18 protein-coding genes, 3 tRNA genes and 1 rRNA gene are annotated in these 22,799 nt (G+C 19.9%); 14 read left to right on the top strand and 8 right to left on the bottom strand.

What is annotated here, in order from left to right; all coding sequences use genetic code 11:
* The first annotated feature begins 38 nt into the window (after positions 1 to 38).
* The 4 genes from tsf (at position 39) to dnaE (ending at position 5,725) form a co-directional block, all read left to right on the top strand.
* Positions 39 to 863 (top strand): translation elongation factor Ts, encoded by an 825-nt coding sequence (gene tsf, locus RJD23_RS00800; protein ID WP_343188360.1) that lies wholly within the window; start codon positions 39 to 41, stop codon positions 861 to 863.
* Between the two features lie 218 nt (positions 864 to 1,081).
* A complete protein-coding gene (gene frr, locus RJD23_RS00805) occupies positions 1,082 to 1,639 on the top strand; it encodes a ribosome recycling factor (protein WP_343188361.1) in 558 nt (185 codons plus the stop codon).
* Positions 1,640 to 1,766: 127 nt separating this feature from the next.
* The gene (locus RJD23_RS00810) at positions 1,767 to 2,207 is read left to right on the top strand and encodes a 3-hydroxyacyl-ACP dehydratase FabZ family protein (protein ID WP_343188362.1); all 441 of its coding nucleotides are present in this window, start codon (positions 1,767 to 1,769) and stop codon (positions 2,205 to 2,207) included.
* 41 nt (positions 2,208 to 2,248) lie between these two features.
* Entirely contained in the window at positions 2,249 to 5,725 is a 3,477-nt protein-coding gene (gene dnaE, locus RJD23_RS00815) for a DNA polymerase III subunit alpha (protein ID WP_343188363.1), read from the top strand.
* Between the two features lie 7 nt (positions 5,726 to 5,732).
* Here dnaE and RJD23_RS00820 read toward each other — a convergent pair whose 3' ends face one another.
* The gene (locus RJD23_RS00820) at positions 5,733 to 7,301 is read right to left on the bottom strand and encodes an aminoacyl--tRNA ligase-related protein (protein ID WP_343188364.1); all 1,569 of its coding nucleotides are present in this window, start codon (positions 7,299 to 7,301) and stop codon (positions 5,733 to 5,735) included.
* 153 nt (positions 7,302 to 7,454) lie between these two features.
* On the opposite strand from RJD23_RS00820, the gene RJD23_RS00825 reads away from it, so the two are divergent.
* The gene (locus RJD23_RS00825) at positions 7,455 to 8,567 is read left to right on the top strand and encodes an EscU/YscU/HrcU family type III secretion system export apparatus switch protein (RefSeq protein WP_343188365.1); all 1,113 of its coding nucleotides are present in this window, start codon (positions 7,455 to 7,457) and stop codon (positions 8,565 to 8,567) included.
* Between the two features lie 30 nt (positions 8,568 to 8,597).
* On the top strand, positions 8,598 to 10,685 hold the full coding sequence (locus tag RJD23_RS00830) for a flagellar biosynthesis protein FlhA (protein WP_343188392.1): 2,088 nt from the start codon (positions 8,598 to 8,600) through the stop codon (positions 10,683 to 10,685).
* 29 nt (positions 10,686 to 10,714) lie between these two features.
* Here RJD23_RS00830 and argS read toward each other — a convergent pair whose 3' ends face one another.
* Positions 10,715 to 12,448 (bottom strand): arginine--tRNA ligase, encoded by a 1,734-nt coding sequence (argS, locus tag RJD23_RS00835; RefSeq protein WP_343188393.1) that lies wholly within the window; start codon positions 12,446 to 12,448, stop codon positions 10,715 to 10,717.
* 307 nt (positions 12,449 to 12,755) lie between these two features.
* Between argS and RJD23_RS00840 the strand changes: the two genes are divergently transcribed.
* From RJD23_RS00840 to RJD23_RS00850, 3 genes are all read left to right on the top strand, one after another.
* A 16S ribosomal RNA gene (locus RJD23_RS00840) occupies positions 12,756 to 14,307 on the top strand.
* Between the two features lie 73 nt (positions 14,308 to 14,380).
* Positions 14,381 to 14,458: transfer RNA gene (locus tag RJD23_RS00845), tRNA-Ile, on the top strand.
* Between the two features lie 12 nt (positions 14,459 to 14,470).
* Positions 14,471 to 14,543: transfer RNA gene (locus tag RJD23_RS00850), tRNA-Ala, on the top strand.
* A gap of 28 nt (positions 14,544 to 14,571) precedes the next feature.
* Here RJD23_RS00850 and rnhA read toward each other — a convergent pair.
* The gene (gene rnhA, locus RJD23_RS00855; RefSeq protein WP_343188366.1) at positions 14,572 to 15,033 is read right to left on the bottom strand and encodes a ribonuclease HI; all 462 of its coding nucleotides are present in this window, start codon (positions 15,031 to 15,033) and stop codon (positions 14,572 to 14,574) included.
* 44 nt (positions 15,034 to 15,077) lie between these two features.
* Between rnhA and dnaQ the strand changes: the two genes are divergently transcribed.
* The 5 genes from dnaQ to tadA all read left to right on the top strand — a co-directional run bounded on the left by dnaQ (position 15,078) and on the right by tadA (position 17,726).
* Positions 15,078 to 15,767: a DNA polymerase III subunit epsilon gene (gene dnaQ / locus RJD23_RS00860; protein ID WP_343188367.1), complete on the top strand. Its 690-nt coding sequence runs from the start codon at positions 15,078 to 15,080 to the stop codon at positions 15,765 to 15,767.
* A 36-nt stretch (positions 15,768 to 15,803) separates the two neighbouring features.
* Positions 15,804 to 15,877 (top strand) — tRNA-Asp (locus RJD23_RS00865).
* A gap of 322 nt (positions 15,878 to 16,199) precedes the next feature.
* Positions 16,200 to 16,739 (top strand): nucleotide exchange factor GrpE, encoded by a 540-nt coding sequence (gene grpE, locus RJD23_RS00870; RefSeq protein ID WP_343188368.1) that lies wholly within the window; start codon positions 16,200 to 16,202, stop codon positions 16,737 to 16,739.
* A 79-nt stretch (positions 16,740 to 16,818) separates the two neighbouring features.
* The gene (gene smpB / locus RJD23_RS00875) at positions 16,819 to 17,271 is read left to right on the top strand and encodes an SsrA-binding protein SmpB (RefSeq protein ID WP_343188369.1); all 453 of its coding nucleotides are present in this window, start codon (positions 16,819 to 16,821) and stop codon (positions 17,269 to 17,271) included.
* A 44-nt stretch (positions 17,272 to 17,315) separates the two neighbouring features.
* A complete protein-coding gene (gene tadA / locus RJD23_RS00880) occupies positions 17,316 to 17,726 on the top strand; it encodes a tRNA adenosine(34) deaminase TadA (protein WP_428994249.1) in 411 nt (136 codons plus the stop codon).
* Positions 17,727 to 17,770: 44 nt separating this feature from the next.
* Here the strand turns inward: tadA and acpS are convergent, their stop codons facing one another.
* The 5 genes from acpS to lepA form a co-directional block, all read right to left on the bottom strand.
* Positions 17,771 to 18,151, bottom strand: coding sequence for a holo-ACP synthase (gene acpS, locus RJD23_RS00885; protein ID WP_343188371.1), 381 nt, complete (start codon positions 18,149 to 18,151; stop codon positions 17,771 to 17,773).
* Positions 18,152 to 18,244: 93 nt separating this feature from the next.
* Positions 18,245 to 19,090, bottom strand: a complete 846-nt coding sequence (gene era / locus RJD23_RS00890; RefSeq protein ID WP_343188372.1) for a GTPase Era — start codon at positions 19,088 to 19,090, stop codon at positions 18,245 to 18,247.
* The gene (gene rnc / locus RJD23_RS00895; protein ID WP_343188373.1) at positions 19,087 to 19,767 is read right to left on the bottom strand and encodes a ribonuclease III; all 681 of its coding nucleotides are present in this window, start codon (positions 19,765 to 19,767) and stop codon (positions 19,087 to 19,089) included. The genes era and rnc overlap by 4 nt, the downstream gene beginning before the upstream one ends.
* A gap of 78 nt (positions 19,768 to 19,845) precedes the next feature.
* Positions 19,846 to 20,736, bottom strand: coding sequence for a signal peptidase I (lepB, locus tag RJD23_RS00900; RefSeq protein ID WP_343188374.1), 891 nt, complete (start codon positions 20,734 to 20,736; stop codon positions 19,846 to 19,848).
* 18 nt (positions 20,737 to 20,754) lie between these two features.
* Complete coding sequence (lepA, locus tag RJD23_RS00905; RefSeq protein WP_343188375.1) at positions 20,755 to 22,545, bottom strand: translation elongation factor 4; 1,791 nt, start codon at positions 22,543 to 22,545, stop codon at positions 20,755 to 20,757.
* Positions 22,546 to 22,799 lie beyond the last annotated feature (254 nt).

Here is a 22,799-nt window from a genome sequence, read left to right on the forward strand (position 1 = left end):
TTTTAAATAGTATATTAATTTTATTATAGGAATTTTTTATGAATAAAGTTTCTTATGATTTAGTAAAAGAGTTGCGAAATATTACTGGAATAGGTGTTTTAGAATGTAAAAATGCATTATTAAATTCAAACGGAAATATAAAAAAAGCTATATTAAACTTAAGAAAAGAAGGAATAATAAAAGCAGAAAAAAAAAAAATAAATAAAACATCTAATGGAATTATTTTTTCTTGCAAAAACAATCATTTTGGTGTAATTTTAGAAATTCTTTGTGAAACAGATTTTGTTTCTAAAAATAAAAATTTTTATAATTTTGGAAAAGAAATAGTAAAATATTCATTAAAAAATAAATGTAAAAATTTAATTAAACTAAAGAATGTATTTGAAAATGATAGAATAGAATTATTAAATAAAGTTAATGAAAATATCATAATTAATAGATTTAATTTTATTTCTGGGGATATTATTTCTTGTTATTCTCATTATAATAAAATAGGAGTATTATTATCTGCTAGTTTAATTAAAAATAAAAAAAAAGATTATATAAATTATAAAGAAATATTAAATAATATTGCATTACATATTGCTGCAAACAAGCCTGAATATTTAAATTTTAAAGATATACCTAAAGATATAATTGATAAAGAAAAAATTATTCAGTCTGAGTTGTCTATTAAATTAAATAAACCAAAAGAGTATTTTGAAAAAATAGTTTCCGGTAAAATTAATAAATTTTTTTCTAATGTAGTTTTAATGAAGCAAAAATTAGCAATGGATGATAGAAAAACTGTAAAGGAGTTTACTCAAGAAAATAATGTTTTAATTAAAAAATTTATAAGATTTGAAATTGGAGAATATAAATAAAGTTTAATATTTTAAGAAGCTGTTTTTAACAGCTTCTGATAAATTTTATTATAAATTTTTTTAAAAATATTTTTTTTAAAACGATGTTATAATTTAAAAAGTTTTAATTTTTTTTTAAAGTAGTTTATATAAAATAAAGTTTTATATTTGAATTATATTATAATTAAATTTTTTTAAATTATAATAATGTGGAATTTAAAAATTTATAGAGGTAAATTTTGATTACTAATATTAAAAAATATGTTAATGATAATATGGAAAAATGTATTAATGCATTTATGAAAAATATTGATTCCATTAAGGTTGGTAGAGCTAATACTTCTTTATTACAAAATATTTTAATAAAATGTTATGATAATAGTTTTTTTATAAATAATGTTGCTAATGTTACAGTTCATAATTTTAATACTTTAAAAATCAGCGCATTTGACAAATCTTTAAATGATGTTATTAAAAAATCTATATTAAAATCTAATATTGGTCTTAATCCTTATATAAAAAATAATGATATTTTTGTTCCTATACCATCTGTTACTGAAGAAAAAAGAATAGATTTAATTAAAATAATTAATAAAGAAGGTGAAAAAGCTAAAATAAATATTAGAATTATAAGAAGAGATTCTCAAATAAAGTTTAAAAAATTTTATAATGGAGAAAAAATTAACAAGGATTTTAAATATAAAATAAAAAAGGAAATACAATTAATTACAGATTTTTTTATCAACAAAATTGATGAAATTTTAATTAAAAAAGAATTAGAAATTAAAAAAGAATAGTTGTTATAAAAATTAAATTTGTTTAAATAAAATACATTTTAAATAAATTTTATTAATTAAATGTATTTTTCGTTTTGATTAAAAATTTATGAACAAAATTATATTTTAATATAATTACTTTAAAATTATGAAAAAAAATATTTCAATAGATTATGACGAATTGTTAACTTTTGTTCCTTATAAATATCCAAATTTTTTAGTTGAAAAAGTTATTAAATTTAAAAAAAATAAATACATTAAATCATTAAAAAGTGTTTGTAGAGATGATTTTTTTTTGTCTGGTCATTTTTTTAAAAATCCTATTTATCCTGGTGTTTTGATAGTAGAATTTTTAGCTCAATCTGCTATTATATTATTATACAAAAGTGATAAAAAAAATTATAAAAAAACTTTTTATTTAGCAAAAATAAATTTTGCAAAATTTTTGAGCACTGTTAAACCAGAAAATATTATGATAGGTAAAATTTATATAGTTAAAAATATTTTAAACTCATATGTTTTTTATTGTAAAGTATTTGTAAAGAGTAAAATTGTGTGTATTACTAGTTTTATATGTATTAAAAAATAGAATTATTTTTAAATAAAAATTATTTTTTTTAGAGAAATTTTATGAAAAATTTTGAATTTGTGCATTTGAATGTACATTCAGAATATTCTATAATTAATGGATTTAATAAACCTAAAGATATAATTAAGAAAGCATGTAAATTTAATATGCCCTCTTTATGTTTATCTGATTTAGGAAACATGTTTGGAGCATTAAAATTTTATGAAAAATCACATATTTTTGGAATAAAACCAATATTAGGATTACATCTAAAAATTGTTTTTGTTAAAAATGATATAGAAATAATTTTGTTAGCTAGAAATATTTTAGGTTACAAAAATTTAATGATAATTTCTTCTATATTGCAAAATAACAATATGAATAAAGTATATAAATTTAATAGAATTCATTTTTCTTATTTAAAAAAATATAGTAAAGGATTAATACTAATATTGAGTTATAACTTTTTTTATAAAAATTATAATAATATTGTTAAAATAGATTATAAATTAATAGAAGAATATATATTATTTTTTAAAAAAAATTTTTGTGAATGCTTTTATTTAGAATTGAACAGAATAGGATTATTTAACGAAGAATTTTATATAAATAAAATATTAAAAGTTTCTTTTATTTATGAAATACCTTTAGTAGCAACTAATAGAGTTTATTTTCTTAATAAGGAAGATTTTAATTTACATAAAATTAAAACATGTATTAATAAGGGTATTTCTTTATCTAAATTAAAAAATTATAAATATACTAAAAATCAGTTTTTGAAATCTAAAGAAGAGATGTATAATATTTTTATAGATATACCTGAATCTATAAAAAATAGTGTTGAAATTTCAAAAAGATGTAATGTATTATTTGAAGAAAAAAAATATTTTTTACCTAATTTTTTTAAAAAAAAAGTTTCTTCTAAAAGATATTTAATAAAAAAATCTTATGAAGGAATTAAGAAAAGATTAAAAAAAATATCTAAAAATAAAAATTTTAAAAATAAAAATTATAGTGAATATTATAAAAGAATATCATATGAATTAAAAATAATAAATAAAATGGGGTTTTCTGGTTATTTTTTAATAGTAATGGAGTTCATATTATGGGCTAAAAAAAATGATATTCCAGTAGGTCCTGGTAGAGGTTCTGGTGCTGGGTCTTTAGTAGCTTATGCATTATGTATAACAGAAATAAATCCTATAGACTTTGATTTATTATTTGAAAGATTTTTAAATCCTGAAAGATTATCAATGCCTGATTTTGATGTAGATTTTTGTATGGATAGAAGAGATGAAGTTGTTTCTCATATTTCTAAAATATATGGTAAAAAATATGTTTCTCAAATAATAACTTTTGGAACTATGTCAGCCAAGTCAGTTATTAGAGATGTTGGAAGAGTGTTAGGATATCCTTATGGTTTTATAAATTATGTTTCAAAACTTATACCAACACATTTTAGAATGACTATTAAAAAAGCTTTTATAGAAAAGTTAGAACTAAGAGCTTTATATAAAAATGATGAAGAATTTAAAAATTTAATAGATATATCTAAAAAATTAGAGGGAGTCATAAAGAATGTTGGAAAGCATTCAGGTGGAATAATAATATCTCCGAATAAAATTATAAATTATGTTCCATTGTATTTTGATAAAGAATGTAATAATTCTATTACTCAATTTGATAAAAATGATTTAGAAAATATAGGATTAATAAAATTTGATTTGTTAGGATTAAGAACTTTAACTTTAATTCAATCTACTATTTTATTAATTAAAAAAAATAACAAAAAAAATTTTAAAAATATTAATGAAATAAATTTAAATGATAATAAAGTTTTTAAGTTATTTAAGAATTCTAACACAACAGCCATTTTTCAGTTAGAATCTAAAGGAATGAAAGATTTAATAAGAAAATTATTACCAGATTCTTTTGAAGATATAATAGCTTTAGTTGCATTATTCAGGCCTGGTCCATTACAATCTGGAATGGTAGATAATTTTATTAATAGAAAACATGGAGTAGAAAAAACATATTATCCTGACAAAAATTGGCAAAATATATTATTAAAACCAATTTTAAAATCTACTTATGGAATTATATTATATCAAGAACAAGTTATGAAGATTGTTCAAGTTTTAGCAGGATATACTTTAGGAAGAGCAGATATTTTTAGAAGAGCTATGTCTAAAAAAAATAATAAAGAAATGAAAAAACAGAAAGAAATTTTTATTAATGGGGCTAGAAAAAATAAAATAGATAAAATCTTTGCTGAAAAAATTTTTAATTTATTAGAAAAATTTTCTGGTTATGGATTTAATAAATCTCATTCTGCCGCATATGCTATGATTACATATCAAACTATGTGGTTAAAAACTTATTATCCATCTGAGTTTATTGTTTCTGCTATTAATTTAGAAATGGATAAAACAGGCAGATTAATAACTTTAATTGATGAATGCAGAAAAATGAAAATTAAAATCATTTCACCTAATATAAACTATAGTTTTTATAAATTTATTATTTTTGATAATAATATAATCTATGGATTAGGAGCAATAAAAGGTATTGGTATATCTTCTATACAAATTATAATAGATGAAAGAAAAAAAAATGGTGTTTTTAAAAATTTATTAGACTTATGTATAAGAACTATATTTAAAAAAATTACTTTTAATGTATATAAAAAATTAATTTTTTCTGGAGCTTGTGATTGTTTTAAATTAGACAGATATATTTTATATGGTATACTTAAAAATATAATAAAATTATCATTACAAAATTTTAATAATAAAAATATTATTTGTAAAAGATTATTTAATACTATTAAGGAAGATTATAAAAATATAATAATGTTACATAAAAAAAAAGAATTTCAATGGACATTAGAAGAAAAATTAAAAAAAGAACACTCTTCTCTAGGTTTGTATTTAACTTCTCACCCAGTATTTCAATATTATAATGAATTAAAATATTATAAAAAAATAATTAAAATAAAAAAACTTTATAAAAATAAATTTATTAATCAAACAGTTTCAGTTATTGGAATAATTTTTTCAATTAGAAGTATGATTTATAAAAATAATAAAAAAATAATATATATTATATTAGATGATTTTTTTCATAAAATAGAAATTGTAATATTTAATAACTTAGTTAATAAATATAATAGTTTATTAAAAAAACAAAAAATTATATTAGTAAAAGGAAAGATAGTTTTTGATAATTTTATTAATAATATTAGATTAATTGCAAAAGATATAAATACTTTAGAAAAATTAAGAAAAAAAAATATAAAAAAAATTATAATATTTTTAGATATGAATATTATAAAAAAAAATATAAAGAAAAACATTTTTAAAATAATAAAAGAAAATGAAAATGGCAAAATTCCATTAAAAATTTATGAAAACAATTTAAAAAATAAAAAAATATATAATTTTAAAAAAAAAACGTTTATTTATCCTAATAATAAATTGTTTAATCAATTAGATTTATTTTTAGGAAAAAATTTTGTTAAAATTTTTATAAAAAAATAAAAAATTTTTATTTTATATATTTTTTTATGTCTTTTATTGAAATTATTTTGCTTATATTTAATATTCTATTTTTATATTCTACCATTTTTTTTTTAGCATTTTTTTCGTTTATTATTATAGTATTCGTTATACCAATTAAATCACTATTATTAAACATTTCTCCTGGAGATATTTTTCTATCTTCTATTATAACTTCTATTTTATTTTTTTTAAAATATTTATAAACATTTTTTGCTATAATTTTTACTTCATTACATTTATGTTTATTTATTGGAAGTATTATAACTTTAAATGGAGATATTATTGAAGGCCATATTATTCCTTTTATATTATGGTTTTGTTCTACTATAGATGATAGTAATCTTGTTATACCTATTCCATAACATCCCATATTTATTAGTTTTCTTTTTTTATTTTTATCATGTACAAAAAAATTAAGTTTTTTAGAATATTTTTTTCCTATTTGAAATATATGAGCTATTTCTATACTTTTTTTTATTATAAATTTATTAGTAAAAAATATATTTTTTTTGTGTTTAATAATATTTATTTTCTTTGTTTTATTTATTTTTTTATATATATAAAAGTTTTTTAAATTAATTATAGATTTATCAATTAAAATAGAATTTTTTATATATATTAAATTATTTATTTTTTTAATTTTATTAATAAATTTTTTATTTTTTTCATTTTCCTCTAAATATAATGTTTCATCATTATAATATTTTTTTATTTTTTTCATGTCTAAAGTTTGAGATATTTTTATAATGATTATTATTTTTTTTTTTTTTTTTCTGTTTGATTTTATAAAAAAAATTTTTACAAAATTGTGTTTATTTGATGTTTTGCTTTCGTTTTCTTTTTTTATTATATTTTTTATTTTTATTTTTTTAGAAATATTATCTTTTTCATGTATTAAAATATAATTTTCACCATGTTGAGATATAGCATGAAATTCATGAGATGTTTTACCACCCATTTTTTTTGATTTACTTAAAGTTATTTTATATTTTATTTTAAACAATTTAAATATTTTTTTATATGATGAATACATTTTCATATAAGTTTTTTGCATAGATGATCTATTTATATGAAATGAATATGCATCCTTCATAATAAATTCTTTACATCTTATTATCCCATCTTTAGATCTTATTTCATCTCTATATTTATTTTGTATTTGATAAAATGTAATTGGAAAACTTTTATATGATTTAATTTCTTTAGAAAATATATATGTAATTAATTCTTCATGAGTGGGTGATAATATAAATTTTTTTTTTTTTCTATCTATTATTTTAAACAGTTCTTTTCCAAAAATTTTTATTCTTCCACTTTTTTTCCATAAAAACTCTTTTTGTAGCAAAGGCATATATATTTCTATAGCATAATTTTTTTCTATTTCATGTCTTATTATTTTTTTTATTTTATTTATTATTCTTATTCCTAAAGGTAAAAAGCTATATATTCCAGATGAAATTTTTCTTACTAATCCAGACCTTATAATTAATTCATTATTTATTAATTTAGATTTATATTTTTTCATAGTAAACAGTAAATATTTGCTTGTTTTCATAAATTTCCTTGTAAATATGTTTTTAAAAAAAAATATTATTAAATTTATTTTATATATATAAATTTTTTATATATTTTAAAATTTTTTGATTATATAATGTTTTATATATTATATTTTTTTTTTTATATTTTAAACATATTTTGTGAGTTCATTATGTCTGAAAAAGATTTTGATGAAGACAAAACTGAAGATCCATCTGAACACAAATTAAATAAAGCTAAAAAAGATGGGAAAAGAATAAATTCAAAAGAATTCAATTTTTTATTGTTTTTATGTATAAATTTTTATATTCTTTATTTATTTAAAGAAGATATTTTTATACATTTTGTAAGTTTTTTTTCTAATAATTTAAAATTTAATTTTTATTATTTTGAAAAAAATGTTTTTGACAACTTTTATTTAATAATAAAAGAAAAAATTTTTATATTTTTATTGTTTTTATTATTTCCTATTATGATTAACATATTAATACCATTTTTATTTGGTAGAGTATCTTTTAATATAAAAAACATTAATTTTAATCTTAAAAAAATAAACTTTTTAAAAAATATCAAAGAAATATTTTTTTCTAATATTTTTATAGAACTTTTTAAAATATTTTTTAAAATATTATGTATATTTTCTATTTTTATTTTTTTTATTTATGAAGAAGTTTTTAAAATTTTAAATATTAATTATAATAATTTTAACAATAATATTTTTTATTTTTTTAAATTTTTTTTTCTATCTTGCATAGTAGGTATTATTTCTTTTGTTCCTATATCTATAGTAGATATTATTTTAGAATATAGAAAATATTATGAAAATCTTAAAATGTCAAAAAAAGAAGTTATTGAAGAATTTAAAAATATTGAAGGTAATGCATATATAAAAAATATTATAAAAAATAAAAGAAATCAAAACATTAATATGTCAAAAGATTTAAATATATATAAGTCGGACGTAATTTTAATAGATAATAATAACTATTATTGTGTAGCATTAAGATATGATCCTAAAATTATGCATGCACCTAAAATATTATATAAAAATTATAAAGACAAAATTTCTTATATAAAAAAAATTGCTAATGAAAATATGATACCAATTTTAAATGATTCAAATTTAACATTTTTTTTATATAAGCATGGTAAAAGAGGAAAATATATTCCAGAAGAGTTATATTTATTAATGGCTGAAATAATATATTGGTCTTGGAACATGAAGAAATGGAAATTACAAGGCGGTAAGAGACCTGATAACCCAAAAAAATTTTTAATAAATTAATTAATAATAAATTCTTGAGATAATAAAATGATATTTAATTTTTCTATATTTTTAAAAATATTAAAAGATTTTAAAAAAATAAAATGGAGTATATTTTATGCGCCTATTATACTTTTAATGTTATTAACAATGATGATATTGCCATTACCTCCTATTTTATTAGACATATTTTTTACATTTAATATAGTTTTATCTATTATGATTTTGCTTTCTTCTATGTTTACAAAAAATACTATAGATTTTATTTCTTTTCCAACAATATTATTGTTTTCAACTTTATTGAGATTATCTTTAAACATTGCTTCTACTAGAATAATTTTAACTAAAGGACATACTGGTTTTTCTTCTGCTGGTAATGTTATAGAATCATTTGGTCATTTTTTGTTAGGAAATAATTTTTTCGCGGGTATAATAATTTTTATTATATTAATAATTATAAATTTTATAGTAATAACTAAAGGGTCAGGCAGAATAGCTGAAGTTGGTGCTAGATTTGCTTTAGATGGAATGCCTGGAAAACAGATGGCAATAGACGCTGATTTAAATTCTGGATCTATTGAAGAAAAAGAGGCTATAAAAAGAAGAATTAAAGTGTATCAAGAAGCTGATTTTTATGGTTCTATGGATGGAGCTAGTAAATTTGTTAGAGGTGATGCAATAGCTGGAATATTAATTATGTTCATAAATATTGTTGGTGGAGTTTTAGTAGGTTGTATTCAACACAACATGAATTTTAATACTGCAATAAAAACTTATACTTTATTAACTATAGGAGATGGTTTAGTAGCTCAAATTCCTGCTTTACTTATATCTACTTCAGCTGGTGTTATGGTTACTAGAATAAGCAATGAACAAAATGTTAGTGAACAAATAGTTAATCAATTATTTAATAATTTTAAAACAGTTTTATTTAGTAGTTTAGTTTTATTTATTGTCGGGTTAGTTCCTAATATGCCACATTTAGTTTTTTTATTAGCATCTTTTATGTTATATTGTTTTGGAAGTTTTTTATATGTAAAAAAGACACATACAGAAAAATTAAAAAATATAAAACATTATAATATTAAAAAATCATTTAGAGATGCTTCTTGGAAAGATGTTAAATTAGAAGATACTATTAAAATAGAATTAGGAGAAAATTTATATAAATCTTTAAATAGCATACAAAAACAAGATTTGTTAGAAAAAATTAAAATGATAAGAAAAAATTTTGCCAAAAAAATAGGTTTTTTACCTTCTGTAGTATATATAAGGAATAATTTTGCATTAGAAAAATTTGAATATAGAATTTTAATAAAAGGAGTAGAATATTATAAAGGTGAATTATTTTATAATTTATTTATGATAATAAATAATAATACAAATGTAAAATTTGATTTTCCTTATATCAAAGAGTGTATTGAACCTATTTATGGAATAAAAGCTTTTTGGATAGAAAAAAAATTTGAAAAAAAAGCAAAAAGATTAGATTGCACGATTGTAGATAGTAATTCTATATTAGTAGCTAATTTAAATAATATTTTAAACAAAAATTTAGATGAATTATTTGGATGTTATGAGACTCAAAAATTAATAGAACATATTAATATAAAAATGCCTAAATTAATAGAAGAAATTATTCCTAATATAATAAGTTTATCTACGTTTAATCAGATTTTAAAAAATTTGTTAAATGAAAATGTTTATATAAGAGATATGAAAACTATTTTAGAATCTTTAATACAAAATTCTTATTTAACTAAAGATCCTAATGAATTAACTAGTATAATTAGAATATCATTAAGTAAATTTATTTGTCAGGAAATTTTTAAAAATAACTATGAAGTTAATATAATTACTTTAGATAAAGATTTAGAAAATGCTATAGAAATATCTTGTAAAAATAATAGAGGAATATTTGAACCAGAATTATCAAATAAATTATTTAAACAAACTAAATTAGCTATAAAAAATCAGATAGAAACAAATGGATTTTTAGTAATAGTTGTAGATCATTCACTAAGACATATTTTGTCAAAATTTTTACGACAAAATTTTTATAATTTATACGTGTTGTCTTTTTTAGAAATACCTAATAATTTTACTTTAAAATCTACTAGTATAATAGGAAAAATGTAATTATTTTTTTTTAAGATATAAATAAATATTTATATTTTATTTAAAGTTTTAATTCCTAAAAGATTTAATCCTTTTTTTATTATTTTAGAAACTATTAATAATAATTTAATTCTGCTATGTTTTATAGTATTGTTTTTTTCATATATAATATTATGTTTTTCATAAAATTTTGAAAAAATATATGATAAATTATATAAATAATTGCATAATATGTTAGGATATCCAGTTTCTGAAACATTTATTATTGTTTCTTCAAATTGTAATACTTTTATTGAAATATTTTTTTCTTCTTCGTTAGTTATTTTTATTTTATTTTTTATTTCTTTTATTTTTATTTTTGAATTTTTTAATATTGATATTATTCTAGAATATGAATATTGTATGTATATAGCTGTATTTCCATTTAATTTAAGTATATTATTCCAGTTAAATATATAATTTTTTTTTCTATTTTTAGAAAGTTCAAAATATTTTATTGCTCCTATTCCTATTATATTAGATATTTTTTTCATACATTTTTTTTTGATACCAATATGTTTGTTAACTATTATTTTTTTAGATTTTTTTATAGATTCTTTTATTAATTTAGATAATTTTATTGTTTTGTTGTTTCTAGTCATAAATGGTTTATTATTTTTAGATAAAATTGTTCCAAATTCATGATGTTTTATTATTGAATTTTTATTAATATATTTTGCTTTTTTTGCAATTTCTAAAATTTGTTTTAAATATCTTTTCTGTCTATAATCAACATAATATATTATTTCATCTGCTTTTAAATTTCTTATTCTATGTTTTATACAAGCTATATCTATAGTTGAATATAAAAATGTTTTATCTTTATTTTGTATTATTACTCCCATTTTTTCTCCTAACTTGTTTCTAAATTTTTTTAAATAAATTATTACATTTCCATTTTTCTTTTTTGCTATTTTTTTTTTTTTAAGTTCTAATACTATTTCTTCTAACATGTTTTTATAAAAACTTTCTCCTTTTACATGTTTTCTTTTTAAACTAATATTTAAATTTTTATATATTTTTTCATTTTCTATTAATGTTAATTTTACTATTTTCTTCCATATTTTTATATATTTATAATCATTTTTATATAATTTTATTAAATATTTTTTAGATTCTTTTTTAAATTTTTTACTATTGTCAAATTTTTTTTTGGCTTTTTTGTAAATATTTTCTAATTGATTTAATTTAATATTTTTAATTTCTTTATATTCTATTTTTTTGTTTAAATATGCTATTAACATTCCATATTGATGCCCCCAATCTCCTATATGATTTTCTCTTATTATGTCATTTCCTAAAAATTCCATAATTCTAGCCATAGAATCACCTATGACAGTAGATCTTAAATGTCCTACATGCATTTCTTTTGCAATATTAGGTGAAGAGTAATCTATAACAATTCTTTTTTTTTTGCATTTTTTTATACTAAGTCTTTTACAAGTAATTATATTTTCCATTTTTTTTTCTATATATTTTATATTCAAAAAAAAATTTATAAAACATGGATATGAAAAAGTAACATTTTTTATTATTTCTTTTTTTTTTATTTTTTTTATAATATCTTTACATAATTCTTCAGGTTTTTTTTTTATCTCTTTTGATATTTGCATAATTCCATTTACTTGATAGTCTCCATATAGTTTATTAGAAGATTCTATTATAACTATATTATAACATTTTTTAATTCCATTCTTTCTTAATGATTTTTTAGTTATATTAGTAAGAGTTAATTTTATATTCATTTTATACTTTTTATGAAGCATTTTTTATTTTTTTTTAATTTTATTATTATAACAAAAATTTATTTTTTTTATAAATCAAAATATTATTTATTTTAATATAAACAATTAATTTTTAAATTATATATTTTTTAATAATTAATTTATGTTAATAAAGTTAAATAAAATAGTTGACAACATAAAAAAAAAAATATAATCTTATTAAAGTTAATTAAAAATGTTCTTTAAAAAAATATTAGAAAATTTGTGTGGGTACGTCTTAAATTAAGAAAATATATTTATATTTTCGTTTATTTAAAGATATTTTTTACAATTGAAGAGTTTGATCATGGCTCAGATTGAACGCTGGCGGCAAGCCTAACACATGCAAGTCGTGCGGCAGCGAAAAAAGTTTTTATAATTTTTGTCGGCGAGCGGCGAACGGGTGAGTAATATCTGGGGATCTACTCAAAAGAGAGGAATAACTACTGGAAACGGTAGCTAATACCACATAATGTTTTAGAACCAAAGTAGGGGATCTTTCTTGTAAAGACCTTGCGCTTTTGAATGAACCCAGACGAGATTAGCTTGATGGTGTGGTAAAAGCATACCATGGCAACGATCTCTAGCTGGTCTGAGAGGATGACCAGCCACACTGGAACTGAGACACGGTCCAGACTCCTGTGGGAGGCAGCAGTGGGGGATATTGCACAATGGGGGAAACCCTGATGCAGCCATGCCGCGTGTATGAAGAAGGCTCTCGGGTTGTAAAGTACTTTCGGTAATGAGGAAGGTGTATAATCTAACAGGTAATACAATTGACGTTAGTTACAGAAGAAGCACCGGCTAACTCCGTGCCAGCAGCCGCGGTAATACGGAGGGTGCGAGCGTTAATCGGAATAACTGGGCGTAAAGAGCACGTAGGTTGTTTATTAAGTCAGATGTGAAATACCTAAGCTTAACTTAGGAACTGCATTTGAAACTAATAAACTCAGAGTATTGTAGAGGAAGGCAGAATTCCACGTGTAGCGGTGAAATGCGTAGAGATGTGGAGGAATACCGGTGGCGAAGGCGGCCTTCTGGACAAATACTGACGCTGAGATGCGAAAGCGTGGGTAGCAAACAGGATTAGATACCCTGGTAGTCCACGCTGTAAACGATGTCGATTTGGAGTTTGGTGGCATGACTGCCGGGCTTCGGAGCTAACGCGTTAAATCGACCGCCTGGGGAGTACGGCCGCAAGGTTAAAACTCAAATGAATTGACGGGGGCCCGCACAAGCGGTGGAGCATGTGGTTTAATTCGATGCAACGCGAAGAACCTTACCTGGTCTTGACATCCACAGAATTCTGTAGAGATACGGAAGTGCCTTAGGGAACTGTGAGACAGGTGCTGCATGGCTGTCGTCAGCTCGTGTTGTGAAATGTTGGGTTAAGTCCCGCAACGAGCGCAACCCTTATTCCTTGTTGCCATCGGTTTGGCCGGGAACTCAAGGAAGACTGCCGTTGATAAAGCGGAGGAAGGTGGGGACGACGTCAAGTCATCATGGCCCTTACGACCAGGGCTACACACGTGCTACAATGGCGTATACAAAGAGAAGCGACCCAGCGATGGTAAGCGGAGCTCACAAAGTACGTCTAAGTCCGGATTGGAGTCTGCAACTCGACTTCATGAAGTCGGAATCGCTAGTAATCGTGAATCAGAATGTCGCGGTGAATACGTTCCCGGGCCTTGTACACACCGCCCGTCACACCATGGGAGTGGGTTGTACCAGAAGTAGATAGCTTAACCTTCGGGAGGGCGTTTACCACGGTGTGATTCATGACTGGGGTGAAGTCGTAACAAGGTAACTGTAGGGGAACCTGCGGTTGGATCACCTCCTTATAATAATATTCTTAATTATAAGAACGTGCCCACACAAATTTTCTAATAATATTTCATCCTGATTGTTATTAACAGGCTTGTAGCTCAGATTGGTTAGAGCACACCCCTGATAAGGGTGAGGTCGGTGGTTCAAATCCACTCAGGCCTACCACCATTATTTTATGGGGCTATAGCTCAGCTGGGAGAGCGCCTGCTTTGCACGCAGGGGGTCAGCGGTTCGATCCCGCTTAGCTCCAATATATATTGTTATGAATTTATATATTATTATGTAGAATTATATCCATTATCATTTTTAATAGGATTTTTAGCAGCATTTTTTGCTAATTTATCACATATATTATTTTCATAATTTCCTTTATGTCCTTTTATCCAAATCCATTCTATTTTATGTTTTTTCGTTAAATTATATAATTTTTTCCATAAATCTAAATTTTTTATTACATTTTTTTTTGTATTTTTCCATTTTTTCATTTTCCATTTTTTTATCCAATTTGATATTCCTAATATTACATATTTACTATCTGTTATTATAGTAACTAAACATTTTTTTTTTAAACACTTTAAACTTTCTATAGCAGCCATTAGTTCCATTCTATTATTTGTAGTTAAATAAAAACCTTTACTAATTTTTTTTTCAAAATTTTTATATTTTAATAAAATTCCATATCCCCCTGGTCCAGGATTTTTTATACATGATCCATCTATATATATGTGTATTTTATTCATAACAATTCCTTTAATTTAAAATGTTAGTTTACAAAAATAAATAAATGAAAAGAACTATTGTATTAGATACAGAAACTACAGGAATAAATTCTATAACAAAAATAGATAATAATAAACATAAGATAATAGAAATTGGAGCTGTAGAAATTTTTAATAGAAAACTTACTGGAAAAGAATTTCATTGTTATTTAAATCCAAATAGAAAAATAGAAAAAAAAGCTTTTAAAGTACATGGTATTACTAATGAATTTTTGTTAAATAAACCCTCTTTTTGTGATGTTGCAGATAATTTAATAAAATTTATAAAAAATTCTAATTTAGTTATTCATAATGCGTCTTTTGATATAAAATTTTTAGAATATGAATTATTTAATATAAACCACAAAATAGAAAAAATTAATAAAATATGTAATATAATAGACACATTAAAATTAGCAAGAAATTTACATCCAGGAAGAAAAAATACTTTAAATGTTTTATGTAAAAGATATAAAATAAAAAATATTAATAGAAAATTTCATAGTGCTATATTAGATGCAAAAATATTATCTGAGTTATATATAAGAATGACTAGAAAGCAAAATGAAATAAATTTTTTTGATAATGAAGAAAAATATATCAAAAAAAGTCACAAAAAATATTTAAAAAATATAATAAAGTTTGCTGATAAGAAAGAAATATATTTACATAAAAAAATATTATTAAAAATTAAAAAAAAAAATAAAAAAAATTGATTTTATTATATATATATAGTATTATTTTATTTAATAGGTGCGATAGTTCAGTTGGTTAGAATATCGGCTTGTCACGCCGGGGGTCACGGGTTCAAATCCCGTTCGCACCGATATTTTATTTATAAAAAAAATTTTTTATATAAAAATAAAATTTTTTAAACAAATTTAATTTAATTATATATAAAATATGCTAAATAAAATAAAAATTTATATTTCTAAAATATATTTTTATAATAAATAATATAAACAAATTATATAAAATTTTATAATAGTTATTTTATAATTTATATAATAAAAATTATTTGGTTTTTAGTTTTATTTTTATATTTATTGTTTTTTAAAAAAAATTTTAATTTTATAGTAAAATTTTATAAAAAAATTAATTTAAAGTTTAATTAATAATTTTTATATAATAATGCTAGGCATAAAAAAATGAAAAAATGTAGTCAAAATGTTTTAAAAAATGAAACAAAAATTTTAAAATTAAAAAATAAAAAAGTTTTATCAGAATATAAAAATATTCTTAAAAAAATAAATAAAAAAAAAAAAAAAATATCTAAACTTAAAAAAATATCAAAAGATAATTTAAAAAAATTTTCTAAAAGAATGAATAAAGAAATAAACAAGTCTTATAAATATTCTTTAGAAGAAATAATTATAGAAGTTATTAATATAATAGATAGTTTTGAGAAAGCTGTAGAATTAAAAAAAAATGTGAAAAATGAGACTATAAAAATAGTTTTATTTGAATTAGAAAATATATTAAAATTTTTTAAAAAAATATTAAAAGATTGCAAAGTAAATGAAATAAATAAATTAAATATAAAATTTAACCCTAACTTTCATCAAGCAATTTCTATAGAAAATTTGAAAGAAATCCCTAATAATTTCATAGTAAAAATAGTACAAAAAGGCTATTTTTTGTATGATAGATTATTAAGACCTGCGATAGTAACAGTAAATAAAAAATAAAAATTAATATTATTTTTTATAAAGTTTTATATTTATATAAATATAGTTATAAATTTTTATTTTATAAACATAAAATTCAATGAAAAAAAAAATTTTGTTTAACAAAAAGATCTTTTATAATTATAAAATTATAAAAACTCTAAATGCTGGGTTAGTTTTAAAAGGGTGGGAAATAAAGTCAATAAGAAGTAATAATGTGAATATTGAAAATAGTTATATTTCAATATATAAAAAAAATATATTTTTGATGAATTTTAAAATAAATATCTTAAAAAGTCATTATAAATATATAAATTATGAAAAATATAGAAAAATAAAACTTTTATTAAAAAAAAATGAAATATTATATTTGTTAAATAAAATTAAAAAAGATAATTTAACTATTATTCCAATACACATGTTTTGGAAAAAATTTTTATGTAAATTAAAAATAGGATTATCAAAAGGAATTAAAAAAATAGATAAAAGATATATAAAAAAAAAAAGAGAATGGCAAATTAAAAAATTAAGAATTATAAAAAATTTTAAATAATGTTCTGGAGAATAATATTTTTGGAAAACACCGATAAATATTGGATGAAAAAAGCATTGATTTTAGCCAAAAAAGCTAATAATAAAAATGAAATTCCAGTAGGTTCAGTTTTAATATTTAAAAACAAAATTATTTCTAAAGGATACAATTCTTCTATTTATAAACATGATCCTACAGCACATGCAGAAATTATAGCTTTAAGACGAGGCGGTTATATTTTAAAAAATTATAGATTATTAAAAACTACTCTTTATGTTACCTTGCAACCTTGTTTAATGTGTTTGGGGGCTATTATACATAGTAGAATATATAGACTTGTATATGGTGCTAACTCTTATATGTTTTCTAATTATATAAATTTATTATATAAAAAAAAAATAAAAATAAAAAATAACGTTTTTAAGATTAAATGCAAAAATATTATAAAAAATTTTTTTAAAAATAAAAGAAAATAATACTATACATTTTGATAAGTATTATTTTCTTTTTTAAAAAAGTGTTAACTTTCTAATATTACTATAGCGCAAAAGTATTTTTTTTCATGACTTATACTTATATGACTTTTTTTAATATTTTTCTTTTTATAAAAATTTAAATTTTTTTTTAAAAATTTTATTTTAGGTTTTCCTAATTTATTATTATAAATTTCGAAATTTTTAAATGATAAATTTTTTATTATGCCAGTACCTAATGCTTTTACACATGCTTCTTTAACAGAAAATCTTTTAATTAAAAATTTTATGCAATTTTTTAATAATAAATATTTTTTAAATTCATTTTTAGATAAAATTTTTTTAGCTAATTTATTTCTAAAAAAAATATTCATATTTTTTATTCTTTTTATTTCTATTATGTCTATTCCTATGCCAAATATTTTCATATTAAAATTTTTATAAACTATAAATAATTATTATATTTAGTTTATATTGATTTATTTTTTTTTAACAACATAAAATATATTTAGAAAATATCGTTAAATGCATTTTACATTTAAATATAAATGCACTTTTTTTTTAAAAAAATTTTCTATATTTACTCTAGATTTCATATTGCATTTTTTTATCATATTTCCATTTTTTCCAATAACTATTTTTTTATGTCTAAAATTTTTTACTATAATTTCTGCAAGTATTTTAAGTTGATTTAACTTTATGTTTTTTATATGAATTGTTTTTATTTTTATTGCATAAGGTAATTCTTTTTGCAAATAATATATAAATTTTTCTCTTATCATTTCAGAAATCAAAAATTTTTTAGTATTATATGTAATATTTCTTTTCTTGAAAATATGTTCTTTACGTGGCAATATTTTTTTTATTATTTTTTTTAAATATAATATAAATTCATTTTTTATTATAGAAACTGGTATTAATTTAAAAAAATTAAATTTTTTATTTAAAAAACTCAAAAACGGAAGTAAAATTTTTTTATTTTTTATTTTATCTATCTTATTTATTAATAACAATACTGGTATTTTATTTTTTTTTATTTTGTTCAAAATTTTTTCATCTTCTTTATTCCATATGTTTTTATTTACAATAAAAATAATTAAATCTACATTTATATTTTTTGTATAATATTTGTTAATATTAAATTTTTTTATTTTACTTACCCCTGGTGTATCTATAAAAATATATTGATAATTATTATAATTTTTTACTCCTATAATACATTTTTCTGTAGTATTTTTTCTATTAGAAATTATAGATATATTTTTTTCTAACAATTTATTAAACAAAGTAGATTTTCCAACATTTGTTTTTCCTACAATTTGTATTGTTCCACAAAATTTATTTTTTTTTTTTGTCATTATTTTCATTCTATACCTAATTTTAACAAAGCTCTTTTTGCTGCATCTTGTTCAGCTTTTCTTCTACTAGCACCTATTCCAACTATATGTTTTTTAACACCATAAATTTTGCATTGAATTGTAAACAATTGACTATGTGCTTCTCCATATACTTGAATTATAAAATATATTGGTAACGGTAAATGTTTAGATTGCAAAAATTCTTGCAATCTAGTTTTTGGATCTTTTTTAGTCTCTTCTGGATTTATATTTTTTAAACGAGTATAATACCATTTTAATATTAATTTTTCAGTAATATTAATATTACTGTCTAAAAAAATACTTCCTATTAATGCTTCAACGGTATTAGCTAATATAGATTCTCTTCTAAAACCTCCACTTTTTAATTCTCCTTGACCTAATTTTAAATACTCCCCTAAATCAAATTCATGAGCTATTTGCGCTAGAGTATTTCCTCTAACTAATGTAGCTCTCATTCTGCTCATATCTCCCTCGTTTACAAACGGAAAATATTTATATAAAGCATTTGCAATGATAAAGCTTAAAATAGAATCTCCTAAGAATTCTAATCTTTCATTATGTTTTCCACTAGCGCTTCTGTGAGTGAGTGCTTGTTTTAATAATTCTATTTTATTGAACATATAACCTAATGTTTTTTGTAATTTTTTTATTTCTATAAAATTCATATTATACCAATTTTAAAAAAAAATAATAAATATGTTTTATTATAAATTTGTATTTTTATATAAAAAATTTACATTGTTTTATATAACGTTTCCAATTCTGTCAAATAATATTTTTTTGAAATATTTTTCTTTAGAGTTATCTAAACTAATAAATATTTTTGTAACTTTTCCTATAAAATTTTTTTCAGGAACAAATCCCCAATATCTACTGTCAAAACTATCATCTCTATTGTCTCCTAAAACAAAATATTTGTTTTCAGGAATGTTCCAAATATATAAATTACTATTTTTATAATTAGTCTGTTCTTTTTTTTTGTTTGTTAATAAAATTTTATGATTTATATCATTAATATATTCTATTTTTTCTTCATAAGAAAAATTTTTATTATTATTGTTTATAATAAAATTTTTATAATTTTTATTTAAAAAAAAATTTAAGTTTTCTTTTTTTGTTTTATTTTCATATTCTGAATAACTTATGATATTTTTTATATATTTTTTTTTTTTAAAAAAATATTTTTTATATACAAAAAATATTTTTTTTTTAGAATCATATATTACTATATCGTTAGGAACACCTATAACTCTTTTTACAAAATATATATTTTCATTTTTAGGATATTTAAAAACTGCAATATCACCATTATTAGGTTTATTTATATTTATTATATTTTTGTGGAAAATTGGATCTTTTATTCCATAAGAAAACTTTTCAACTAAAATAAAATCTCCTGTTATTAAAGTTGGAAACATAGAATTAGATGGTATTTTAAATGGTTCATAAATAAATGATCTTATTATAAATACTATAAAGAATATGTAAAAAAAAGATCCAATAAAATCTTTTATATTATTTTTTTTAATATTATTTTTTTTATTATAAAATTTTTCGTATTTACTTAACATCCAAAAAATAAATGTAAAAAATGTAAATAATGTAATAACAACTGAAATTAAGTCAGACATCATATTTCTCTAAATAAAAGTTTATTTATTATTCTTTAAAATAGTAAAAAAAGTTTCTTGTGGTATATTAACTCTACCAATTTTTTTTAATCTTTTTTTCCCGTCTTTTTGTTTTTTTAGTAATTTTTTTTTTCTAGTTATATCACCTCCATAACATTTAGATAAAACATTTTTTCTTAATTGTTTTATTATATCTTTTGCTATTACTTTATTTTCTATAGTAGCTTGTAAAGATATATCAAACTGATGTCTAGGAATTGTTTTTTTTATTTTATTTAAAATTTTTCTAGCAAAATTATATATATTTTTGTTATAAATTATGTAAGATAAAGCATCAATTTTTTCTGAGTTAATTAATATATCTAGTTTTATCATGTTTGATTTTTTATATTTTAAAAATTCATATTCTAAAGATGCATATCCTTTTGAAACAGATTTTAAATCATCAAAAAAACTAAATATTATTTCAGATGTAGGTATTTCATAAATTATAGATACTTGATTTTTATAATATTTTATTTCTATTTGTTTACCTCTTTTATTTATACATAATTTTATTATTTTTCCTACAAAATTAATAGGAGATAAAATTGTACATTTAGAAATTGGTTCTTTAATTTTTCTTATAAATTGTTTTTTAGGAAATTTTGATGGATTGTCTATATATAAAATTTTGTTTTTATTATTATATAATTTATATATAACAGTAGGTGTTGTAGATATTAGATTTATACTATATTCTCTTTCTAATCTCTCTTTAACTATCTCCATATGTAACAATCCAATAAATCCACATCTAAAACCAAAACCTAAAGCATTAGAATGTTCTATTTCATGATACAAAGCATCGTCATTTAAACTTAATTTTTTAATTCCATCCTCTAAAATTTTATATTGATTAGATTTAACTGGAAATAAACTTACATATATTTGAGGTTTAGATTTTTTAAATTTTTTTAAAATATTTCGTGAAGGATTTTTTAAATTAGTTATAGTATCACCAACAGATATATTTGATATAACTTTAGTTCCACATATTATCCATCCTATTTCTCCACATGTTAATGAATCTTTTAAAATTTTTTTAGGAGTAAAAATTCCTAGTTTTTCTATTTTACATATGTATCCAGTATTTATTATTTTTATTTTAGAATTTTTTAATAATGTTCCATTTTTTATTCTTATTAAAGCTATTACACCTAAATAATTATCGAACCAAGAATCTATTATTAATGCTTGTAATTTAAAATTTTTATTTCCATCAGGTTTTGGTATTATTGTTATAATTTTTTCTAATAGTTCTATTATTCCTTCACCTGTTTTTGCTGAACATTTTATACAATCTGTAGTTTTTATTCCTATTATTTCTTTTATTTCTTTAATTGATTTGTTTACATTTGAAGTTGGTAAATCTATTTTATTTAAAACTGGTATTATTTTTAATTTCATTTTTATAGCTAATTTACAATTTGATAATGTTTGAGCTTCAACTCCTTGAGTAGAGTCTATTATTAACAAAACTCCCTCACAAGCATATAATGATCTAGCCACTTCATTATAGAAATTTACATGTCCTGGAGTGTCTATTAAGTTTAATATAAAATTTTTTCCATTTATAGATTTATACTTTAAAGAGACACTTTGAGCTTTTATAGTTATACCTCTTTCTCTTTCTAGATCCATAGAGTCTAAGACTCTATTTTTCATTTCTCTTTTTGGAAGCCCTTCACAAATTTGAATAAATCTATCAGATAGTGTAGATTTTCCATGATCTATATGTGCTATAATAGAAAAGTTTCTTATGTTTTCCATTTTTAATAAAGTTTTATGATTTCATAATTTTATTATAATAATTTTGTTAAAAAATTTTTAAAACTATTTTTAAAAAAAATAATATTTATTAAAAAATTTATATTAAATTTTAATTTATAATAAAATAAGTTTAATTGTTTATTAATTTTAATATATATTTATTTTAATTGTAAAAATACATTTTTTTAATAGAAAATTATTAGTATAAAAATTGACAAAAATTTCTTATATTATATTATTTAAAACAATTTATT

The organism is Buchnera aphidicola (Ceratoglyphina bambusae), assembly GCF_039363085.1.
GTDB lineage: Bacteria > Pseudomonadota > Gammaproteobacteria > Enterobacterales > Enterobacteriaceae > Buchnera_G > Buchnera_G aphidicola_E.